The organism is Roseovarius mucosus (assembly GCF_002080415.1).
Lineage (GTDB): Bacteria > Pseudomonadota > Alphaproteobacteria > Rhodobacterales > Rhodobacteraceae > Roseovarius > Roseovarius mucosus_A.
The window spans coordinates 1,480,906-1,496,162 of record NZ_CP020474.1 but is presented as its reverse complement, the minus strand read 5'-3'; the positions used below and the strand labels follow the sequence as shown (position 1 = coordinate 1,496,162).

Sequence of the window (15,257 nt, the reverse complement as noted above, 5' to 3'; positions counted from 1 at the left end):
AGACAGAAGCAAGGGACGCGGAATGAGAATACTGGTTTTCGGTCGCACCGGGCAGGTGGCCACCGAGATACAGAGGCAGGCAGAGGTCACGGCGCTGGGCCGAGAGCTGGCGGACCTGTCCGACCCCATGGCCTGCGCCGAGGCGATCCGCGACCACGCGCCCGATCTGGTGATCAATGCCGCCGCTTACACGGCTGTGGACCGCGCCGAGAGCGAAGAGGATTTGGCGACGGTCATCAACGGGGTGGCACCGGGCGCGATGGCGCGGGCCTGTGTCAATCTGGGCATCCCGTTTTGTCATGTCTCGACCGATTACGTGTTTGACGGCAGTGGCGCGGCCCCGCGCGCGCCGTCTGATCCGGTGGCGCCCTGCAATGCCTATGGCCGCTCCAAGCTGGCAGGCGAAGAGGCGGTGCGCGCCGCAGGTGGCCAAGCCGCGATCTTGCGCACCTCTTGGGTATTTTCGGCGCATGGCGGCAACTTCGTGAAAACCATGCTGCGCCTGTCAGAGACGCGTGATGCGCTGAGCGTCGTCGATGATCAGATCGGCGGTCCGACCCCGGCGGCGGATATCGCGGCGGCGCTCTTGATCATGGGGCGGGCGATGGTCGCGGGCCATGCGGGCGGGTTATACCATTTCAGCGGTGCGCCCGATGCGAGCTGGGCCGATTTCGCGCGTGAGATTTTTGCCCAAGCCGGGCGGGCGACGGTTGTGACAGGTATTCCCACCCGCGACTATCCGACCCCCGCCGTACGCCCGCAGAATTCCCGGCTTGATTGTGGATCGCTGGCGGCAGAGTTTGGCATCGGGCGGCCCGACTGGCGTGCGGGTCTGGCCCGCGTCCTGAAAGAACTGGAGCAAGCATGACCACGGCACGCAAGGGCATCGTTTTGGCGGGCGGATCGGGCACGCGGCTTTATCCGATCACCATGGGGCTGAGCAAGCAGCTGTTGCCGGTCTATGACAAGCCGATGATCTACTATCCGTTGACGGCGCTGATGCTGGCGGGTATCCGCGAGATTGCGATCATCACCACCCCGCAGGATCAGGCGCAGTTCCAACGCCTGCTGGGCGATGGCAGCCAATGGGGGCTGACATTCGAGTATATCGTGCAGCCCTCGCCGGATGGGCTGGCGCAGGCCTATCTGCTGGCAGAGGGGTTTTTGGGCGGGCAGGCCTCGGCGCTCGTGCTGGGCGACAATATTTTCTACGGTCACGGATTGCCGCAGCAATTGGAGCGTGCCGCGCAGCAGGAAAAGGGCGGCACCGTTTTTGGCTACCGCGTGGCGGACCCCGAGCGCTATGGTGTGGTCGAGTTTGACGGTGCCGGGCGCGCGGTCTCGATCGTGGAAAAGCCGCAAGAGCCGAAATCCGATTTTGCCGTAACGGGGCTTTATTTTCTGGATGGTGAGGCGTCAGAGCGCGCCAAGGCTGTGCAACCCTCTGAGCGGGGCGAGTTGGAGATTACCGCGCTGCTGGAGATGTATTTGCGCGATGGTTTGCTTTCGGTCGAGATGATGGGGCGGGGCTATGCCTGGCTTGATACAGGGACACATGCCAGCCTGCTTGATGCAGGAAACTTTGTGCGCACGCTGGAACAGCGGCAGGGCCAGCAAGTTGGCTGCCCGGAAGAGATCGCTTATGACAAGGGTTGGATCGACGCGGCGGCGCTAGAGGCGCGTGTCGCGCTGTTCAAGAAAACTGATTACGGTGCCTATCTGGGGCGGCTGCTGCATGGTGGCCGGGTCAAGGGCTGAGGTATGGATGGGCCGCAGGCACCGCATGTCGTGATCCTGCTCGCCGTTTATAACGGTGGCGATTTCCTGTCCGATCAGTTGCAAAGCATCGCCCGGCAGACGCATGACGACTGGCAGGTTCTTGCCAGCGATGACGGGTCCAAGGACAGCAGCCGGAAGATTCTTGAGGGGTTTGCGGCGACGCATCCCGTCACATGCTTGAGCGGGCCGGGTGCCGGGGCCGCGACGAATTTCCTGTCACTTATCCGCCAGACACCGGATCATGCGCCCGCCGGGCATTGGATGGCGTTTTGTGATCAAGACGATGTCTGGCTGCCAGACAAGCTCTCGCGCGGGATTACAGCGCTGGGCGCCACCGATGATCCGCGCCCGGCGCTTTATTGCAGCCGCACCTGGATCACGGATACCGCGCTTGGTGAGCGGCGGCTGTCGGCGGCGCGCCCGCGCCCGCCGTCCTTTCGCAATGCGTTGGTGCAGAATGTGGCCTCGGGCAATACCATCCTGCTTAATCCAGCGGCGGCACGGCTGGTCGAGGAGGCGGCGCAGAAAATCGAGCGTGTCGTGGTGCATGACTGGTGGGTGTATCAGCTTATCACCGGGGCGGGCGGGCGCGTGGTGCATGACGATACGCCCACGCTCTATTACCGGCAGCATGATGTGAACCAGATCGGGTCCAACGACACGCGGCTTGCGCGGTTGCGGCGTATCCGGCAATTGTTGCAGGGGCATTTCCGGGCGTGGAACGAGGTGAACATCGCGGCCTTGTCGCGGCTGGACGGGTATCTCACGCCGGAAAACCGGGCGATTCTGGCGGAATTTGCAGCGATGCGGCGGGGGCCGATGCCCGCGCGGCTGGCGCGGTTGTGGCGTCTGGGGCTGTATCGGCAGAGCCGGATCAGCACCTTTGCGCTTTGGGTGTCGCTGGTGTTGAACCGGATCTGAAGGCGGCGCAGAAAGGCCTTGCACGTCTGGGCCGGTCTGCGACACTCTGCCGGTCCCGAGACCCCGCCAAGGAGCCTGACATGACCGACGATCCCGACCGCCACGCGATGAAAATGGCCAAGAAAAAGGCCGCGCGCGATAAGATCATGGCGACCAAGACCGATCAAAAGGGGCTGATCATCGTTCATACCGGCAAGGGCAAGGGTAAATCCTCGGCGGCGTTTGGTATGATTTTTCGCTGCATTGCCCATGGCATGCCCTGCGCCGTGGTGCAGTTCATCAAAGGCGGCATGAGCACCGGCGAGCGCGATTTGATCCTGTCGAAATTCTCGGACGCCTGCGCCTTTCATACAATGGGCGAGGGGTTTACCTGGGAGACACAGGACCGCACCCGCGACACCGAAATGGCGCAGGCCGCATGGGCCAAGGCCAAGGAGTTGATCCGCGACGAGACCAACAAGATGGTCCTGCTCGATGAGATCAACATCGCGCTGCGCTACGATTATCTGGACATCAACGAGGTGGTGCAATTTCTCGCCGAGGAAAAGCCGCATATGACCCATGTCGTGTTGACCGGGCGCAACGCCAAGGACGAGTTGATCGAGATTGCCGATCTTGTGACGGAAATGGAGCTGATCAAGCATCCGTTCCGCTCCGGCATCAAGGCGCAGATCGGGGTGGAGTTCTGAGCCATGGCGCGGACAAGATTATTGACCGAATTCGGCATGGGCACGTCGCTGCGGCGGCAGGATTACACCGAGGCGGCGGCGCGGGCAGTGCGCGATGCGCTGTGGCACAATTCGATCAATCTGGCCGAGTTGTTTGGGTTCGAGAAGGCCGACATGCTGATTGATCTCGATATTGCCGTGCAGGCGCCCGAAGAGGTGGATGTCGAGGTGTTGCGCGCGATATTTCCCTATGGGCAGGTGCGCGTGCAGGTGGCGCGGGGCGGATTGGACATTCCGCGCGCGGTGGGCAAGCCCACGGTGATCGCCAATGCCTGCATCTCGGTTTCATTCGACATGGAGGCCAAGGCATGAGCGCGCAGCGGTTCATTATCGAGATGGGCATGGGCAACGATCTGCATGGGATGGATTATCAAAAGGCCGCCGTGCGGGCGATCGAGGATGCGATCCGGCATTCGACGATCCCGATGTTCCTGAACACGCCGCTTGATCATCAGGATATGGCGGTCAAGGTCACGGTGGGGGTGCAAGAGCCGGAGCGCGTTGATCCCGAGGCGCTGAAGGCTGGTTTGCCGCGTGGGTGCGCGACCGTTCAGGTGGTGTTTGGCGGGCAGAATGTGACCGATCCGGGCAGCGGTGAGACGCTGGTGATCGCGACGGCGGCGGTTGAGGCGTTCTTTCCGTCGCAGGTGGGGAAATGGGTGTTGGGGGCGTGATGGCACCCTCGCCCTTTTTCCTTAGACCCTGAGACCAAAGCACAGGCTTGCCGCCCTTTCGATGTGGTCATATGATCTGACCAATTCAGCAAGGGCGCGCGCATGCCATTTCAGAAAGTTACCCCCGAAAAACTCTCGACTGCCGTAACGCGGCAAATCGAAAAGCTCGTGTTGCAAGGCATTTTGCGTCCCGGTGAACGGCTGCCTGCAGAGCGCGATCTGGCAGAGAAGTTGGGGGTGTCGCGCCCGTCCCTGCGCGAGGCGGTGGCGGAGTTGCAGGACAAGGGATTGCTGAGCGCGCGGGCAGGCGCGGGCATCTATGTGGCTGATGTGTTGGGCAGCGCCTTTTCTGATGCGCTGATCCGGCTTTTTGCCGAGCATGACGAGGCGGTATTTGACTATATCGGGTTTCGCCGCGACCTAGAGGGTCTGGCCGCCTGTCGCGCGGCGCGCCTTGCGTCGGATACCGATTTGCAGGTGATCCAGACGCTGATGGATAAGATGGAGGCGGCCCATAAAAAGACCAATCCGGCGGATGAGGCCCGGTTGGATGCCGAGTTTCACATGGCGATCATCGAGGCCAGCCATAATGTCATCATGCTGCACATGATGCGTTCGATGTTCCAATTGCTGCGTGAGGGGGTGTTTTACAACCGTCAGGTGATGTTCAAACAGCGCACGACGCGCGGCGCGCTCTTGGATCAGCACCGTGCAATCAACGCCGCCATTCAGGCGCGCGATCCCGAGGCGGCGCGCGCGGCGGTCAATGACCATCTCAACTATGTTGAAAAGGCACTGGCCGACCAGCAAAAGGCGGATCGCAACGAGGCGATTGCCAAGCAGCGCTATGAGCACGAGCAATCGCGGTAGACACGGTGTCTAAAGCGGCGTTTTCTCCATCACCCGCCATGTGAGGTCTGCGTCAGACTGGCCCGAGAAATCCTCGGCCAGGGCGCGCATTTGCGCGTGGTGGGGGGATTTGATGCAGACCGGATCGGTCGCCGCCGGATCGCCCGCAATCGCCATGGCCTGACAGCGGCAGCCACCGAAATCAATCGTCTTGCGCTCGCAGGAACGGCAGGGCTCCTGCATCCAGTCGGTGCCACGAAAGGCGTTGAAGGCTGCGCCGTTGTGCCAGATATCGGCCAAGGGCCGGTCGCGCACATTGTCGAAGGTGAGCGTCTTGATCGTCTGCGCCGCGTGGCAGGGCAAGACCAGCCCATCAGGGGCTACGTTGAGGCCGGTTGTGGCCCAGCCACCCATGCAGGTCTTGGGATAATCGGCGTGATAATCGGCGGGCACATAATCGATCACCAGACGCCCCTTGAGGGCGGCGCGCGCCTCGGCGACGATGCGACTGGCCTCGCGGGCCTGCGCGCGGTCAGGCATGAGCGCGCCACGGTTCAGCATGGCCCAGCCGTGGAATTGCACGGTCGCCACCTCGATCCGGCGCGCACCCATGTCTTGCGCCATTTCAATCGCGCGGGGCAGTTGGTGCATGTTGCCGCGATGCATGACGAAATTGAGCGTGAGCGGAAAGCCGATGGCGGCGATCCATTTGGCCACCTGCATCTTGCGGTCAAAGCCGCCCATATAGCCGCCGATGCGGTCGGCCATTTCGGCATCGGTTCCTTGCAGCGACAGTTGGATATGGTCGAGGCCCGCGTCATCGAGCGCAGCCAGACGTTTCTCGGTCAGGCCAATGCCGGAGGTGATGAGGTTGGTATAGAGGCCCGCGTCACGCGCAGCCTTGATCAGATCTTCTAGATCGCGGCGCGAGGCGGGTTCGCCGCCCGAGATGTGAAGTTGCAGCACACCCAAGTCAGCGGCCTGTTGAAAGACCGATACCCAGTCGGCGGTGCCGAGTTCCGTTTCCCGTGCGGTCAGTTCCACCGGGTTGGAGCAATAGGGGCACGAGAGCGGGCAACGGTGCGTGAGTTCCGCCAACATGGCGATTGGGGGATTGGCCATTTCAGCGCATCTCCAGAAAGCGCCGCTCGGCCAAACCTTGCAGGAATTCGGCACTGTCGCGGGTGACATCGTCAAGCGGCGCGTTGTACGTGGCGGCGAGATCGGCGGTGAGCGCACCAAAGCTTTGCACCCCGTCCACCCGGCTAAGAATGGCGTGACCGATGGGATCGAGCCGCACGGCGCGTTCGGGGGCCAAAAGCACCCAATCCTCGCGCACCCGATCATAATGCAGGCGCACGCCGCGCGGCAGATTGGGGATGCTGTCGGGGGTCATGCCGCGCCTTTGGCGAGCAGTCCCTCACCGGGGTGCCATGCGCCCGGCGGGATACGCGCGGGGTCGACATAGGCAGAAGAGAGCGCGTCAAGCTGCGACCAGAGCACATCGGTCTTGAAGGTCAGTGCGGCAGCGGCGGCATCCTGTTTTTCGGTGGTATCGGCGCGGTCGAGCACCCATTTGAGGCCAAAGGCCACATCCTTGGGCGCCTCTTTCAGGCGGTTGCGGAAATAGGCGAGGCTGCTGTCATCGGCAAAGGCGTAGTTGGCCAAAAGCCCCTCGATGCGCTGGGCATGGATCTTGGGCGCAAAAAGCTCTGTCAGAGAGGCGGCAACCGCCTCGAGCAGCGGTTTTTCGCGGACAAAGGCGACATAGGCATCAACCGCAAAGCGGGTCGCGGGCAGCACGCCTTGGGCAGAGGCCACGTAATCGGGATCAAGCCCGACCGCTTGGGCAAGGCGCAGCCAGCGGCGAATCCCGCCCTCATTCTCGGCGGTGCCATCATGATCCTCGATCCGCGAGCGCCAGATGCGGCGCAGGTCGGGGTCGTCGACCCGGCTGAGAAAGGCGGCATCCTTCATCGGGATGCGGGATTGATAATAGTAGCGGTTGATGACCCACGCGCGCACCTGATCGGGGGTGCAGTGGCCGCCGTGAAGCATGTGATGAAACGGGTGGCGGTCGTGATAGCGCTCTGCCCCGATCTGGCGCAAGCGGGCCTCAAAAGCGTCGCGGGTTGGGGTCATGCGGTGATCTCCATGCCGTCCTGTCCAATCGTCCAGCCGGCCGATTCGGCCTCGGCACGCTCGGATGCGTCGGGGCGCAGAACAGGGTTCGAGTTGTTCATATGGACGTAGATTTTGCGCCCGATCCCCAGATCGCGCAAGGCGGCAATCGAGCCGTCGGAGCCGCTCATCGAGATATGGCCCATGCGACGCCCGGTTTTCTGGCTGAGGCCCATGGTGATCATCTCGTCATCGCGCCAGAGCGTGCCGTCAAAAAACACCATGTCAGCACCCCGCAGGCGTTCGGCAAGCCGGTCGGTGACAGCAGCGCAGCCGGGAATATAAAAGATGTTGCGGCCCTCGGCCTGAAGATGCACGCCGGTGGTCTGTTCGCCCTCAAGATCGGTTTGCACGGTCTCGCCCTCAAGATAGAGCGGCACCTTGCCGGGCACGGCAAAGAGTGTCGCGGTGAGGCCGGGTAGCAGGGGAACTGGTTGATTAAGGGCAATGGCCACGCGCGGCACCCGAGCGGGATCAACCGCCTGCATCAATGGGTTGTCGGCCAGAACGCCATGAATTTCACCGGTGGCATAGAGGGCGAAGGGCTGTTGCTCTCGCAGGCTGAGCAGCCCCGCCACGTGATCTATATCGCCGTTCGTAAGCAGCACGCCCGCGATCGGCGTATCGCGCAGGCTGCGCGGATGAAGTGCCGGATTAGCCGCGAGTTGCGCGCGAATGTCTGGGGAAGCGTTTAAAATAACCCAACTTACCCCATCTGTTGTCACGGCAAGGGATGACTGGGTTGAGGCAGGAATCTTACCGTCTCGGGCAAGATTGCAATTCTCGCAGCCACAATTCCACTGTGGCAAGCCACCGCCGGCCGCAGCGCCTAGTATCAGAGCCTTAAACACCTGTTACCTCGCTGCGACCAGTCGGGATTTTTCAGAACAGGACGCCGTCGCCTTCTTGGGCGGGGCCGTACATGTTGATTTCCATTCCACAGTTCAGTTCACGCAGAACCGGCTTGCTCCATGCCATCGTCTATCCTCCTCTTAGATGTGGTCGATAGGTTTAATAGATATTCCGATCCCAGACATGTCAACTTTGCCGTAGTCTTAGAGACCTACGACTTTAGTGCAATCAGGGGATGAGGGGCTTGTGTCGCAGGCTGGACCTGAGTGACACTTAGCCCATATCTGGGCATGTGGCGGCGAGGCCGACAAAGTGCAGGAGTAGGATCATGATCGAGCGGTTGTTTGTGGCCTGTCTGGCGCGTCAGCCAGAGATTTGTGAAGAGCGGGCGTTTCAATATACCGACCGGACAGCGCGGGGATGTATGGCCGAGGCGATACCAGAATTGAGCAAATGGGCGGCGACGCATCCGCGCTGGCGCATTGCGCGCTGGTCGTGTCAGCCCCTAGGCGGGGCGAGGACGCGGGCGTGAGACGCAAAGTATCCGGGATTTTTCTAGGCCTGATGTTGGCGGTTGGTCCGGTTTTGGCGGGGACGGCCCATGAGGGCTATGATCTGATTTTTCGCACCGGCACCCTTGAAGACTTCGCGCCAGGGGATGCGCTGCATTACCAAAGCGAGACCGAGAACGCAGCCGCACCGCCCGAGGCGCAAGGCGCGCAGGGCTACGATCTGCGGATCGAAGAGGGCGGCACAGCGCGGTTGATGCGGGTTTTGGACACCGGACAGCAGCCTGTTGCCGGGTTCGATGCCACGGTGGGCAATCCGATGGCGATGTTCTTTCTAGAACGGCTGGTGCGCGATCTGGCGCAGGCCACGGGCGGCAGCACTTTCTATATCCGCAACCGGATCAAGGAATCGCTTTTGGCGCCGGTGGGGATTTCGCCGGTGCAAGTGACTTGGCAGGGAAAGGACCACGCCGGGCAAGAGGTGCTGCTGGCGCCGTTTGTCGGCGATGCCAATGCCGCGCGATTGGGCCCTTTTGCCGAATTGCAGGTGGTGTTCGAGGTGTCAGAGACGGTGCCCGGCTGGTATCACTCGATGCGCGCCGAGACGCCTGAGCGCGACAGTGGCGGACGCTATTTTAGCTCAACGCTGGCGCTGTCGGAGACCGAAGAATGAGGTGTCTGGCGATCTTGCTTTGTCTGTTTCCCACGATGGGGCTGGCGCAGAGCGTGGCGGACCAGCTTAACGATTATCCAACCGAGGCGCGCGCGGATTACGTCTTTGGCTGCATGGCGGCAAATGGAAACACGCGCGAAATGCTGCGGCGCTGCTCTTGTTCCATCGACGAGATTGCCGCGATCTTGCCCTACAAGGATTATGTCTCGGCAGAGACGGTGCTGGCGCTGCGTCAGGGCAACGGCGAGCGCATGTCGATGTTCAAGGCAGGGCCGGTGAGCGAGGGGATTGTTGCCGACCTACGCCGTGCGCAGGCGGAAGCCGAGATCATTTGCTTCAAGTAAGCGGCATCAGGAGGCGCTGGCCTTGGGCAGCACCTCTTCAAACACATTGCCCTCTGTATCTTCGGCGCGGATGCGCAGATCGGGCGTGCCGTTGTCTGTATAGCTAAAGCGGAACACCGGGTCCTCGGAGATGGAAATGCCACCTGTCAGGGAAAAGAGCATCTCGTCACCCTGCCAGACGGTCAGATCCTGAATGAAATGCGCCGGCACGAAAAGCTGGGTGATCTGGTCGCGTTGCAGGCCCGAGTAATTGGGGTGGCGGATCATCAATTGCGCATCGCGACGGCTGCCGATCTGCACCGGCGCGCTATCGAAATGGCGCAGGCGCATTTCGCCCATATGGGCAAGCGCCACCTCGGGATCGCGGGTGGCGGGGGCGGCACAGCCACCGGCGGCCTTGACGAACCGCCCGTCGAGATAGCTGGCGCTGGCGGTTTCGGCAATGACGCGCAGATTGGAATAGGCGTTGACGCGCACCCGTGCCTCAAATCTGAGCGGGGCCATGGCAGGGCCAAATTTGATTTCAGCAGCAAGCGGGGCCGGGTTTTCATCGACCACGATCTTGAGCGTGGTGATCGGCCCCACGCTCTGATCGGTTTGTGTGACGACCACGGGCACGGTGGCCGCGTCATGGGCGCGGTAGGGCGCATCGACGGCAAAGACCGCACCGGGGCTGAGTGCCTTGTTTGCGTCGAGAATGTCGGCGCGCAGATAGTCCCAAGTCTCGCCATCTTGCAGCGGGTTGCGCGGCTCTTCGGCAAGGGCTGCGGTGCCGAGCGTCAGGCTCAGGCAAAGGGCGGTCATGGGAAATCGGGTCATCTGGGCCTCCGGATCGGGCATACTCGCACTATTGGACAGTATCACGGATCGGATGCGGGTTGTATCAACCTTTGGTAGCAGTTTTGCGCGGAGTCCGAGATGTTCGAGATCGTTCTGAGCCTCTGTCTGTTGGCCAATCCCGAGACTTGCGAGACCCGGCTTTTGCCGGTGGGGGCTGCGGATTGCGCGCAGGCGCTGGCGCGGGCCGAAGAGATCGCGCCGGATTGGGGTGATGCGCTGATCGCGGGGCCGTTTGACTGTGTGGAGAGGCCCAATAGCGGGATGGCGTTCGCGCAGATAGCGCCGGGCGTCTTTGTGCATCTCGGGCAGGTGGCGGATGTGACGCCGGACAATCTGGGCGATGTGGCCAATATCGGATTCATCATCGGGGAAGACAGCGTTGCGGTGATTGATGCGGGCGGTAGCCGTGCCGTGGGCGAGGCGGTTTATCTGGCAGTCCGGCAGATCACCGAGAAGCCGATTTCGCATCTGATCCTGACCCATATGCACCCCGATCATGTGATGGGGGCTGAGGTGCTGATCGAGGCGGGGGCGCAGGTTGTCGGGCATCGCAAGCTGGGGCAAGCGCTGGCGGCGCGGGCCGAAACCTATGAGACCAGCTTTGCCCGGCTGATGGGGGCAGGGTTCATCGGCAGCCGGGTTCCAACGGTGGGCGAGGGAATCGCAGACCGGGCCGAAATTGATCTTGGGGGCCGTATGCTGGATCTGGTGGCTTGGGAGACCGCACATAGCGAGAGCGATGTGACCGTGTTCGATCGGCAAACAGCGACGCTCTTTACCGGCGATTTGGTGTTCGACGCGCACAGCCCCGCGCTTGATGGATCAGTTATGGGATGGTTGCGGGTGCTTGAGGCGATGGGCGCGCCCGCGCCTGCGCGCATCGTGCCGGGGCATGGCGGGCCGGTGCTGGAGTGGCCGGAGGGGCTCGTGGATTTGCGGCGTTATCTGTTGGTCTTGCGCGATGAGACGCGCGCGGCGGTGTCGCAAGGTCTGCGCCTTGGCGAGGCGATTGAGACGGTTGGACAAAGCGAGGCGGCGCACTGGGCGCTCTTTGATCTTTTCCACCCGCGCAATGTGACGGCGGCCTTTACCGAGCTGGAATGGGAGTGACGCGCCTTAGTCGGGGACGTGCGCCGCCAGAATCTGCGCCAGTGCATAAAGCCGCTTTTCCAACAGGACCGGCGTTTCACAGGCATAGGTCAGCGAGCGGCGGCGATCATCAAACACACGCGCGCGCCAATCAAGATCCTCTTCCAATTGGTCGATGCGGTCGAAGTCGGGGCTCTCGGCCTTGGTGAGCGTGGCGATTTCACCGCGCAGCGCTTCGATTTCCTCGGCCATGCGCGCCTGATTGCGGGCGTAGCGGGTGATACCGCCCATGATCTCGCCCCGGCGCTGATTGAGGCGGTCAAACACGTCAGAGAAGATTGCGGTGTAGTCGTCCTTGGTCAGATTCGGCGTGGCGTCGACCGCTGATTCGGCCTCTTCGAGGGTGAGTCGGCGCAGCGCGAGCTGTTCTGCCAGCCGCGCGGCTTCGGGCGAGAGAACCGGCGCGGCGGCCTGATTCTCAGGCGGATGGGGCCACATCACCGCCGCAGAAAGTGTATCCACGCGCCGCTGAATGCAGGGCCACTCGGGGTCATTCAATCCTGCGGCGAAAACTGGAGATAATCCATTAATAACAATGGCTAAGGCGGCAATAACTGGTCTCATCCCGTCCTCTACGACTAAGGTCTTACTGAGTTATGGCGTAATCTTGGCACATATTGTCACAGGATGAAACAGGCTGGTTTGAAAAGTATTTTTGACGTCAAATCGCCTAAAGGTTGTATCCTCCGGGATGCAAGGGAGGACAGACTGAATGCGCACACGTGCTGCGGTTGCGGTTGAGGCAGGCCGCCCGATGGAGATCATGGAGGTGAACCTTGAGGGTCCAAAGGCGGGCGAGGTTCTGGTGGAGATCAAGGCGACGGGCCTGTGCCACACTGATGATTTCACCCTGTCGGGGGCCGATCCAGAGGGGGCGTTTCCGGCCATTCTGGGGCATGAGGGCGCGGGCGTCGTGCTCGAGGTGGGCCCCGGCGTCACCAGCCTGCAACCGGGCGATCACGTCATTCCGCTTTACACGCCCGAATGCCGCGAATGCGAATACTGCCTCAACCCGAAAACCAACCTGTGCCAGAAAATCCGCTCGACCCAAGGCCAGGGCGTGATGCCCGACGGCACCAGCCGGTTCTCGATGCTGGATGGCACGCCGATCCTGCATTACATGGGTTGCTCGACCTTTGCCAATCACACGGTCCTGCCCGAGATTGCGCTCGCGAAGGTGCGCAAGGATGCGCCCTTTGACAAGATTTGCTACATCGGCTGCGGTGTCACCACGGGTGTGGGGGCGGTGATCAACACCGCCAAGGTCGAGATCGGCAGCCGGGCGATTGTGTTCGGTCTGGGCGGCATCGGCCTCAACGTGCTGCAGGGGCTGCGGCTGGCGGGGGCGGATCAGATCGTCGGCGTCGATATCAATCCGGGCCGGATCGAGATGGCGACGCGCTTTGGCATGACCGATTTCGTCAACCCCAAAGAGGTCACGGGCGATCTGGTGGCGCATCTTGTGGCGCTGACCGGCGGGGGTGCCGATTACACATTCGATGCCACCGGCAATGTGGGCGTGATGCGCACGGCGCTCGAGGCGGCGCATAAGGGCTGGGGCGAGAGCATCATCATCGGCGTGGCGCCTGCGGGTGCGGAAATCAGCACGCGGCCGTTCCAACTGGTCACGGGGCGCAGCTGGCGCGGCACGGCCTTTGGCGGCGCGCGCGGGCGCACGGATGTGCCCAAGATTGTCGATTGGTACATGCAGGGCAAGATCGAGATCGACCCGATGATCACCCACACCATGTCGCTCGAGGATATCAACAAAGGGTTTGAGCTCATGCACGCCGGCGAAAGCATCCGCAGCGTGGTGATTTACTAAGTGCGATCCCAAAGAGGGACCGCGACCAAAAGAATGTGACCCGGTTCCATCGCAGAGGAGGGCGGTGCGGGCCGGGATGACAGAAACGACTGAAGTTTTATCCAGGGAGGACAAAATGAAGAAATCACTCTTGATGTCGGCGGCGTTCTTTGTCGGCGCATCCGGCATGGCCACGGCCAACAGCGATCTTCAAGCGCTGATTGACGATCCAACGCAATGGGCGATCCAGACCGGCGACTACGCCAACACCCGCTATTCCGAGTTGGAACAGATCAACAAGGACAACGTTGGCAAATTGCAGGTCGCCTGGACATTTTCCACCGGCGTGCTGCGCGGGCATGAGGGCTCGCCGCTGGTGATCGGGGACATCATGTATGTCCACACGCCCTTTCCCAACATCGTTTATGCGCTGGATCTGAGCAACAACGGCAAGATCATCTGGAAATACGAGCCCAAGCAAGATCCCAACGTGATCCCGGTGATGTGCTGTGACACGGTCAACCGGGGCGTGGCCTATGCGGATGGCAAGATTTTCCTGCACCAGGCTGATACCACGGTTGTGGCGCTGGACGCCAAGAGCGGCGAGGTCAAGTGGACAGCAGTGAATGGCGATCCGTCCATTGGCGAGACCAACACCGCGACCGTGCTGCCGGTCAAGGACAAGGTGATCGTGGGCATTTCCGGTGGGGAATTCGGCGTGCGCGGTCATACCACTGCCTATGACATGAACACCGGCGAACTGGTCTGGCGCGCCTATTCCATGGGGCCAGACAGCGACACGCTGATTGATCCGGAAAACACCACCCATCTGGGCAAGCCGGTGGGACCGGATTCGGGCACGAACACCTGGGAAGGCGATCAGTGGAAGATCGGCGGCGGCTCGACCTGGGGCTGGTATTCCTATGATGCGGAGTTGGACCTGTTCTATTACGGCACCGGCAACCCCTCGACCTGGAACCCGGCGCAGCGGCCCGGCGACAACCGCTGGTCGATGACCATCATGGCACGTGATCCCGATGACGGAAAGGCCAAGTGGCTCTACCAGATGACCCCGCATGACGAGTGGGACTATGACGGTGTCAACGAGATGATCCTGACAGATCAAGAGGTTGACGGGCAAATGCGCAAGCTCTTGACCCATCCGGATCGCAACGGTCTGGCCTATACGCTGGATCGCGAAACCGGCGAATTGCTGGTGGCCGAAAAGTTTGACCCGGTCGTCAATTGGACCACGGGTGTGGATATGGACCCGGCCTCGCCAACCTATGGCCGTCCGGCTGTGGTGGCGGAATACTCCACCGAGCAGAATGGCGAGGATGTGAACTCGACCGGCATCTGTCCGGCGGCCTTGGGCACCAAGGACCAGCAGCCGTCTGCCTATAGCCCCAAGACCGGTCTTTTCTATATCCCCACCAACCACGTCTGCATGGATTACGAACCGTTCCGTGTGAGCTATACCGCCGGTCAGCCCTATGTGGGCGCGACGTTGGCGATGTATCCCGCACCGGGCAGCCATGGCGGCATGGGCAATTTCATCGCTTGGGACAATATCGAGGGCAAGATCAAGTGGTCGATCCCCGAGCAATTCTCGGTCTGGTCGGGCGCTCTGGCGACCGCTGGCGATGTGGTGTTCTACGGCACGCTCGAGGGCTATCTCAAGGCGATTGATGCCTCGAGCGGCGATGAGCTTTACAGCTTCAAGACGCCGTCGGGGATTATCGGCAACGTGATGACCTATGAGCATGGCGGCAAGCAATATGTCGGCATCCTGTCGGGTATCGGCGGCTGGGCCGGAATTGGCCTTGCGGCGGGTCTGACCGATCCGAATGCCGGTCTGGGTGCTGTGGGCGGCTATGCGGCGCTTAGCGACTATACGGCGCTTGGTGGTCAGTTGACCGTGTTCAAACTGCCGGATTGATCGCGGATCTGACCC

20 protein-coding genes are annotated in these 15,257 nt (G+C 61.8%); 13 read left to right on the top strand and 7 right to left on the bottom strand.

Going from position 1 to position 15,257, the window contains the following annotated elements:
- Window positions 1–22 precede the first annotated feature (22 nt).
- The 7 genes from rfbD (at window position 23) to ROSMUCSMR3_RS07325 (ending at window position 4,972) form a co-directional block, all read left to right on the top strand.
- On the top strand, window positions 23–868 hold the full coding sequence (rfbD, locus tag ROSMUCSMR3_RS07355) for a dTDP-4-dehydrorhamnose reductase (RefSeq protein ID WP_081506905.1): 846 nt from the start codon (window positions 23–25) through the stop codon (window positions 866–868).
- Window positions 865–1,758 carry a glucose-1-phosphate thymidylyltransferase RfbA gene (rfbA, locus tag ROSMUCSMR3_RS07350; protein WP_081506904.1) on the top strand — a complete coding sequence of 298 codons (894 nt, stop codon included), beginning with the start codon at window positions 865–867 and terminating at the stop codon, window positions 1,756–1,758. The genes rfbD and rfbA overlap by 4 nt, the downstream gene beginning before the upstream one ends.
- 3 nt (window positions 1,759–1,761) lie before the next feature.
- Window positions 1,762–2,700, top strand: a complete 939-nt coding sequence (locus tag ROSMUCSMR3_RS07345) for a glycosyltransferase family 2 protein (protein ID WP_081506903.1) — start codon at window positions 1,762–1,764, stop codon at window positions 2,698–2,700.
- An 80-nt stretch (window positions 2,701–2,780) separates the two neighbouring features.
- Window positions 2,781–3,389, top strand: a complete 609-nt coding sequence (cobO, locus tag ROSMUCSMR3_RS07340) for a cob(I)yrinic acid a,c-diamide adenosyltransferase (RefSeq protein ID WP_008281618.1) — start codon at window positions 2,781–2,783, stop codon at window positions 3,387–3,389.
- A gap of 3 nt (window positions 3,390–3,392) precedes the next feature.
- Window positions 3,393–3,740: a Lin0512 family protein gene (locus ROSMUCSMR3_RS07335; protein WP_008281619.1), complete on the top strand. Its 348-nt coding sequence runs from the start codon at window positions 3,393–3,395 to the stop codon at window positions 3,738–3,740.
- Window positions 3,737–4,102 (top strand): Lin0512 family protein, encoded by a 366-nt coding sequence (locus ROSMUCSMR3_RS07330; RefSeq protein ID WP_081506902.1) that lies wholly within the window; start codon window positions 3,737–3,739, stop codon window positions 4,100–4,102. The genes ROSMUCSMR3_RS07335 and ROSMUCSMR3_RS07330 overlap by 4 nt, the downstream gene beginning before the upstream one ends.
- A gap of 102 nt (window positions 4,103–4,204) precedes the next feature.
- Window positions 4,205–4,972 (top strand): FCD domain-containing protein, encoded by a 768-nt coding sequence (locus ROSMUCSMR3_RS07325; protein ID WP_081506901.1) that lies wholly within the window; start codon window positions 4,205–4,207, stop codon window positions 4,970–4,972.
- 9 nt (window positions 4,973–4,981) lie between these two features.
- On the opposite strand, the gene pqqE is transcribed toward ROSMUCSMR3_RS07325, so the two are convergent.
- Genes pqqE through pqqA form a run of 5 tightly spaced genes read right to left on the bottom strand, consistent with a single transcriptional unit; the run spans window position 4,982 to window position 8,110 of the window.
- Entirely contained in the window at window positions 4,982–6,073 is a 1,092-nt protein-coding gene (gene pqqE / locus ROSMUCSMR3_RS07320; protein WP_081506900.1) for a pyrroloquinoline quinone biosynthesis protein PqqE, read from the bottom strand.
- A 1-nt stretch (window position 6,074) separates the two neighbouring features.
- A complete protein-coding gene (gene pqqD, locus ROSMUCSMR3_RS07315; RefSeq protein WP_081506899.1) occupies window positions 6,075–6,347 on the bottom strand; it encodes a pyrroloquinoline quinone biosynthesis peptide chaperone PqqD in 273 nt (90 codons plus the stop codon).
- Window positions 6,344–7,093, bottom strand: a complete 750-nt coding sequence (pqqC, locus tag ROSMUCSMR3_RS07310) for a pyrroloquinoline-quinone synthase PqqC (RefSeq protein WP_008281624.1) — start codon at window positions 7,091–7,093, stop codon at window positions 6,344–6,346. The genes pqqD and pqqC overlap by 4 nt, the downstream gene beginning before the upstream one ends.
- Window positions 7,090–7,983 (bottom strand): pyrroloquinoline quinone biosynthesis protein PqqB, encoded by an 894-nt coding sequence (gene pqqB / locus ROSMUCSMR3_RS07305; protein WP_081506898.1) that lies wholly within the window; start codon window positions 7,981–7,983, stop codon window positions 7,090–7,092. Before pqqB ends, pqqC begins: the two co-directional genes overlap by 4 nt.
- 31 nt (window positions 7,984–8,014) lie before the next feature.
- Window positions 8,015–8,110, bottom strand: coding sequence for a pyrroloquinoline quinone precursor peptide PqqA (gene pqqA / locus ROSMUCSMR3_RS07300; protein ID WP_037298014.1), 96 nt, complete (start codon window positions 8,108–8,110; stop codon window positions 8,015–8,017).
- A gap of 202 nt (window positions 8,111–8,312) precedes the next feature.
- Between pqqA and ROSMUCSMR3_RS07295 the strand changes: the two genes are divergently transcribed.
- From ROSMUCSMR3_RS07295 to ROSMUCSMR3_RS07285, 3 genes are read left to right on the top strand one after another with little or no spacing between them, the layout of a single operon-like run.
- Complete coding sequence (locus ROSMUCSMR3_RS07295) at window positions 8,313–8,516, top strand: hypothetical protein (protein WP_081506897.1); 204 nt, start codon at window positions 8,313–8,315, stop codon at window positions 8,514–8,516.
- Window positions 8,513–9,166 (top strand): hypothetical protein, encoded by a 654-nt coding sequence (locus ROSMUCSMR3_RS07290; RefSeq protein WP_232279217.1) that lies wholly within the window; start codon window positions 8,513–8,515, stop codon window positions 9,164–9,166. Before ROSMUCSMR3_RS07295 ends, ROSMUCSMR3_RS07290 begins: the two co-directional genes overlap by 4 nt.
- Window positions 9,163–9,510, top strand: coding sequence for a hypothetical protein (locus tag ROSMUCSMR3_RS07285; protein WP_008281628.1), 348 nt, complete (start codon window positions 9,163–9,165; stop codon window positions 9,508–9,510). The genes ROSMUCSMR3_RS07290 and ROSMUCSMR3_RS07285 overlap by 4 nt, the downstream gene beginning before the upstream one ends.
- A 6-nt stretch (window positions 9,511–9,516) precedes the next feature.
- On the opposite strand, the gene ROSMUCSMR3_RS07280 is transcribed toward ROSMUCSMR3_RS07285, so the two are convergent.
- The gene (locus ROSMUCSMR3_RS07280; protein ID WP_237183549.1) at window positions 9,517–10,329 is read right to left on the bottom strand and encodes a quinoprotein dehydrogenase-associated SoxYZ-like carrier; all 813 of its coding nucleotides are present in this window, start codon (window positions 10,327–10,329) and stop codon (window positions 9,517–9,519) included.
- A 99-nt stretch (window positions 10,330–10,428) separates the two neighbouring features.
- Between ROSMUCSMR3_RS07280 and ROSMUCSMR3_RS07275 the strand changes: the two genes are divergently transcribed.
- The gene (locus ROSMUCSMR3_RS07275; RefSeq protein WP_081506895.1) at window positions 10,429–11,460 is read left to right on the top strand and encodes a quinoprotein relay system zinc metallohydrolase 2; all 1,032 of its coding nucleotides are present in this window, start codon (window positions 10,429–10,431) and stop codon (window positions 11,458–11,460) included.
- A 6-nt stretch (window positions 11,461–11,466) separates the two neighbouring features.
- Here ROSMUCSMR3_RS07275 and ROSMUCSMR3_RS07270 read toward each other — a convergent pair whose 3' ends face one another.
- Window positions 11,467–11,961 carry a hypothetical protein gene (locus tag ROSMUCSMR3_RS07270; protein WP_081506894.1) on the bottom strand — a complete coding sequence of 165 codons (495 nt, stop codon included), beginning with the start codon at window positions 11,959–11,961 and terminating at the stop codon, window positions 11,467–11,469.
- Window positions 11,962–12,211: 250 nt separating this feature from the next.
- Here ROSMUCSMR3_RS07270 and ROSMUCSMR3_RS07265 point away from each other — a divergent pair, with 250 nt between their 5' ends.
- On the top strand, window positions 12,212–13,324 hold the full coding sequence (locus ROSMUCSMR3_RS07265; protein ID WP_081506893.1) for an S-(hydroxymethyl)glutathione dehydrogenase/class III alcohol dehydrogenase: 1,113 nt from the start codon (window positions 12,212–12,214) through the stop codon (window positions 13,322–13,324).
- A 115-nt stretch (window positions 13,325–13,439) separates the two neighbouring features.
- Window positions 13,440–15,242 carry a lanthanide-dependent methanol dehydrogenase XoxF5 gene (xoxF5, locus tag ROSMUCSMR3_RS07260; RefSeq protein ID WP_008281632.1) on the top strand — a complete coding sequence of 601 codons (1,803 nt, stop codon included), beginning with the start codon at window positions 13,440–13,442 and terminating at the stop codon, window positions 15,240–15,242.
- The last annotated feature ends 15 nt before the right edge of the window (window positions 15,243–15,257 follow it).

Excerpts from the sequence above, each read along its gene's own strand:
- rfbD (WP_081506905.1), top strand. The coding sequence starts at position 23 with ATGAGAATACTGGTTTTCGGTCGCACCGGGCAGGTGGCCACCGAGATA.
- rfbA (WP_081506904.1), top strand. The coding sequence starts at position 865 with ATGACCACGGCACGCAAGGGCATCGTTTTGGCGGGCGGATCGGGCACG.
- ROSMUCSMR3_RS07345 (WP_081506903.1), top strand. The coding sequence starts at position 1,762 with ATGGATGGGCCGCAGGCACCGCATGTCGTGATCCTGCTCGCCGTTTAT.
- cobO (WP_008281618.1), top strand. The coding sequence starts at position 2,781 with ATGACCGACGATCCCGACCGCCACGCGATGAAAATGGCCAAGAAAAAG.
- ROSMUCSMR3_RS07335 (WP_008281619.1), top strand. The coding sequence starts at position 3,393 with ATGGCGCGGACAAGATTATTGACCGAATTCGGCATGGGCACGTCGCTG.
- ROSMUCSMR3_RS07330 (WP_081506902.1), top strand. The coding sequence starts at position 3,737 with ATGAGCGCGCAGCGGTTCATTATCGAGATGGGCATGGGCAACGATCTG.
- ROSMUCSMR3_RS07325 (WP_081506901.1), top strand. The coding sequence starts at position 4,205 with ATGCCATTTCAGAAAGTTACCCCCGAAAAACTCTCGACTGCCGTAACG.
- pqqE (WP_081506900.1), bottom strand. The coding sequence starts at position 6,073 with ATGGCCAATCCCCCAATCGCCATGTTGGCGGAACTCACGCACCGTTGC.
- pqqD (WP_081506899.1), bottom strand. The coding sequence starts at position 6,347 with ATGACCCCCGACAGCATCCCCAATCTGCCGCGCGGCGTGCGCCTGCAT.
- pqqC (WP_008281624.1), bottom strand. The coding sequence starts at position 7,093 with ATGACCCCAACCCGCGACGCTTTTGAGGCCCGCTTGCGCCAGATCGGG.
- pqqA (WP_037298014.1), bottom strand. The coding sequence starts at position 8,110 with ATGGCATGGAGCAAGCCGGTTCTGCGTGAACTGAACTGTGGAATGGAA.
- ROSMUCSMR3_RS07295 (WP_081506897.1), top strand. The coding sequence starts at position 8,313 with ATGATCGAGCGGTTGTTTGTGGCCTGTCTGGCGCGTCAGCCAGAGATT.
- ROSMUCSMR3_RS07285 (WP_008281628.1), top strand. The coding sequence starts at position 9,163 with ATGAGGTGTCTGGCGATCTTGCTTTGTCTGTTTCCCACGATGGGGCTG.
- ROSMUCSMR3_RS07280 (WP_237183549.1), bottom strand. The coding sequence starts at position 10,329 with ATGACCCGATTTCCCATGACCGCCCTTTGCCTGAGCCTGACGCTCGGC.
- ROSMUCSMR3_RS07275 (WP_081506895.1), top strand. The coding sequence starts at position 10,429 with ATGTTCGAGATCGTTCTGAGCCTCTGTCTGTTGGCCAATCCCGAGACT.
- ROSMUCSMR3_RS07265 (WP_081506893.1), top strand. The coding sequence starts at position 12,212 with ATGCGCACACGTGCTGCGGTTGCGGTTGAGGCAGGCCGCCCGATGGAG.
- xoxF5 (WP_008281632.1), top strand. The coding sequence starts at position 13,440 with ATGAAGAAATCACTCTTGATGTCGGCGGCGTTCTTTGTCGGCGCATCC.